General features: G+C 44.7%; 4 protein-coding genes. 2 read left to right on the top strand and 2 right to left on the bottom strand.

Annotated features, from left to right (window positions below):
* Nucleotides 1-739: diphthamide biosynthesis enzyme Dph2 (gene dph2, locus F7C14_RS02085; protein ID WP_290899488.1), on the top strand; the 739-nt coding region annotated here is incomplete at its 5' end.
* 74 nt (nt 740-813) lie between these two features.
* Entirely contained in the window at nt 814-1668 is an 855-nt protein-coding gene (locus F7C14_RS02080; RefSeq protein WP_290899485.1) for a NapC/NirT family cytochrome c, read from the top strand.
* 14 nt (nt 1669-1682) lie between these two features.
* On the opposite strand, the gene proS is transcribed toward F7C14_RS02080, so the two are convergent.
* Complete coding sequence (gene proS, locus F7C14_RS02075; protein ID WP_290899483.1) at nt 1683-3110, bottom strand: proline--tRNA ligase; 1428 nt, start codon at nt 3108-3110, stop codon at nt 1683-1685.
* Between the two features lie 130 nt (nt 3111-3240).
* Entirely contained in the window at nt 3241-3618 is a 378-nt protein-coding gene (locus tag F7C14_RS02070) for a NosD domain-containing protein (protein ID WP_290899480.1), read from the bottom strand.

Raw genomic sequence — 3618 nt, 5'->3', positions numbered from 1 at the left:
GCACGTGGATTATCTTATTCATATCGCCCATCCACCAATGAAGTTCGAAAGAGTTGTGTTCCTTCCCTACTTTTACGAGTATCAAATCGACATTGAACTGATAAGAAAGACCGTCAGAGAGAAGAAAATAGCCTTAGCGGGAACAGCAAATTACGCATGGAAATTTAGAGAAGTGAAGGAAGAACTTGAAAGGAGCGGTTACGACGTTTTTCTCGGAAAAGGCGATCTCGAATTTGAAGGGCAAGTTCTCGGTTGTAATTTTACGAGCTTGAGAGGAGAATATGAGGCTGTTCTTTTTATCGGAGATGGTCTTTTTCACCCTCTCGGAATAGCTTTTCTTGGAAGGAAAGTTTACAGATATTCTCCACTCAGCGGGGAAATCGAAGAAGTTAGGGCAGACGAATTTAAAAAAGAGAGATACAAAATCGCTACGAAAGCTATTCACTGCGAAAAATTTGGAATCCTCGTCTCTTCAAAGCCCGGACAATTTAACATGAAGAAGGCAAAAGAAGCTTTGAAAATTTTGAAAAAACAAGGAAAAGAAGCGTTCATAGTCTTCTGCGACGAAATTACTCCGGAGAAACTCAGAAATTTCGACTTTGATTGCTACATTAACACTGCTTGTCCGAGAATAGCTTATGATGACTGGAAAAAATTCGACAAGCCGATAATAACTTTACCCGAGCTGAAATTTGCTTTTGGAATGGAAAGAGACGTTCTTCCAGACTTTAAATACTGAGGACAGGGTTATTTCTTGAAAGCATTCGAACAAAAAGGCAAATTATTTATTTACCATTTCGAGCAACTCTTATCATGGATGTTAAATCCATAGTGGCTGCCTTGGTAATTTCGGGGATAATCCTTGGAGTAGTCGGAGCAAAGACTTACGTATTCATCGAAGACGATCCGAGGTTCTGCAAAACCTGTCACATCATGGAAGAAGCGTGGAATAAGTGGAACCAAAGCCCTCACAGGAATGTGACCTGCCACGAGTGCCATGTGGCGAACATGGAAGAGAACATGAGACTTCTCGTTGTGTACTTTACGGAGCGTCCAGAAAAGGTTAGCGAAGACATCAGGGAGCACGTGAAAATTGAGAACGAGAGGTGTGAGGAATGTCACTTCAAGCACGGCAAATGGCCCTATGTTGCGGAAACCGCCGGACACAGAGTCCATCTTGAGAAAGCTCACGCTAACTGTATAGATTGCCACGGAGGAAGGATTCACAGATTTGTTCCGGACAGAAGCGAATGCATGCAGTGCCACAGCGACAAAAAGCTGAGAATAAAGAGTATGGACTTCCACTGTACGAACTGCCACCCCTTCTTAGCAAGCGTAAAGGAGAGAGGAGAGGACATAAAACCCCACCAGCAGGATTGTAAAAAGTGTCACACCGAGAGAAACATAATACTCGCTTTGCCTGAGGGGGCTCATGCGAAGAGCGATTGTAGCTACTGCCACCAGCCTCACGTGACCGAAGAACCCTTCAGCTGCGAAACCTGCCACACAGCTCCGAAAAATCCGATGCACATGAAGCACGAAGGGAAAGACTGTAAGAGCTGCCACCAGCCTCATAAATCAGTAGGAGTGAGAACGATCTGCGAGAGCTGCCATACTGACAAGACAGAGCACTATCCTACGATAAAGTGCACAACTTGTCACAAGTAAAAAATAAAAATTTTTTAGTAGCTCTTAGCGGCAGCACTTAGGAAGCCTTCTCTCCCGCAATTTACACATCTTCCTTTTTCTTCGGCTGAAATCCATTCGGGTATTTCCTCAAACTTTCCGAGAATTCCAGCGGAGAGTGTTTCCTCTACCTCTTCTCCGCACTTTTCATCTCCGCAGAAGTAGAAAACTGCCACTCCTTTTCCTATCCAGTTCTTAGCCTCTTCCAAGTTAGTGAAAATCCTGACCTTAGCTTTCATTTCCTCTTCTGCCCTCTTCTTAAGTCTCTCTTTCATTTCTCTTGCCCACCCAAGTATTTTCTCCTTACTCAGCTCCTCCACGCTTACCGATCTCTTTACTTTCTCGTCTCTAAACGACACGACTACCTCATTCTTCTCAGCCTCTTTCGGACCTATCTCAATTCTGATGGGCACACCCTTCAGCTCCCACTTGTAGTATTTCGCCCCGGGTCTTTCGTCCGAGTCGTCAAGAACTACTCTAAATCCGAAGTCCTTCAACTTCTCGTAAACTCTCTTGCTAAGATCTAGTACTTCTTCTTCTTTACCCTTGTAGAGAATCGGTATTACCACTATCTGAACCGGAGAAACTTCGAATGGAAGAACAAGCCCGAGATCGTCTCCGTGTATGCTAATCAATGCAGCAATGCATCTTTCCGAAATTCCGTAGCACGTTTGGTGCACGTAAGCGTGACTTCCGTCTGGAGTTTCGTACTTTATGTCGAAAGTTTTAGCGAAGTTGTCAGCCAAGTGGTGAACAGTGCCTATCTGCATTGTTCTTCCGTCCGGCATGACGGTGTCGAAGGCTATCGTGTAGTCAGCTCCGGGGAACTTGTCCCACTCCGGTCTCCTCAGTATGAGGTAGGGAATTGCTAAAAAGTCGTAAAATTCCTTGTACAAAGATATCGCAAGCTTAACATTTTCTTCAGCCTCCTCGTAATTCCTGTGAGCTGTGTGTGCCTCTTTGAAGGAAGTTATCTCTCTCAACCTTATCAGAGGTCTTGTGTGTTTTGTTTCGTATCTGAAAACGTTGACGATCTGGTAAACTCTGAGAGGAAGATCTGCGTGGCTCCTTATCCAGAGCTTGAACATTGGGTACATCGCTGTTTCGCTCGTCGGTCTCAAAGCGAGCTTGACGTCGAGCTTCTCCAGACCTCCGTGGGTGACCCAGAAAACCTCGTCCTCAAACCCTTTAATGTGCTCGCTCTCCTTTCCCAGCTCAGTTTCTGGAATGAGCGTCGGGAAGTAAACTTCATCGTGATGTCTGTCCATTATCTCCCTAAGCTTATCGTAAACGAGCCTCCTTATTTTAAAACCGAAAGGAAACCATACGTAAAGACCCTTTACCGGGTATCGAATATCCATTATCTCCGCCTGCTGAATCACCTCGTGAAGCCACTCCGAAAAGTTCGACTTGGGAGGAAGCATATTACTCGAACTGCCGGGGGTAATTAAATGTTTTTATCTTGGAATCGGATCGAATTCGCATCCAGTACACTTTTCCTCTTCATGCCGATGGTAATCCAATCAGAAAAAATTGGAGGAGAATGAATATAATTTACTCTTTTCTTCTCGTCAGCTTGAGAGCCATCAAGGTGAAAATGCCGATAACAGGCATTATCATGCTTGAGTACTCCGGAATTGATGTGGGTGGTGTGGGAGTAATGCGTGTTAGCGGAAACTCGTCGATGTTTGTTGGCCTACTGTAGAAGTACGTGAGTACGTATTGGGAATCACAAATCCCGTCTGAATCGCTATCGCTACATGTATCGCTAAAGCCGGTGCCATCAGGCTTACCCCAGTAGTTTCCGCCAATATAAGGTCCGCCGACTATGTTCGTTCCAGGTGTTTTATACACGTACAACATATTTCTAATCAACGGAGTAGAAGGTAGATCCGCGTTGCTGTTTGTGTTGTTGAAGTAGTTGTTGTAGAT

This window comes from Ferroglobus sp., from assembly GCF_015521575.1.
Lineage (GTDB): Archaea > Halobacteriota > Archaeoglobi > Archaeoglobales > Archaeoglobaceae > Ferroglobus.
Note: the sequence above shows the minus strand (reverse complement) of the source record. Positions and strands in the feature narration are given on the sequence as shown.

Coding starts and splice junctions, on each gene's coding strand:
- F7C14_RS02080 (WP_290899485.1), top strand. CDS start 814: ATGGATGTTAAATCCATAGTGGCTGCCTTGGTAATTTCGGGGATAATC.
- proS (WP_290899483.1), bottom strand. CDS start 3,110: ATGCTTCCTCCCAAGTCGAACTTTTCGGAGTGGCTTCACGAGGTGATT.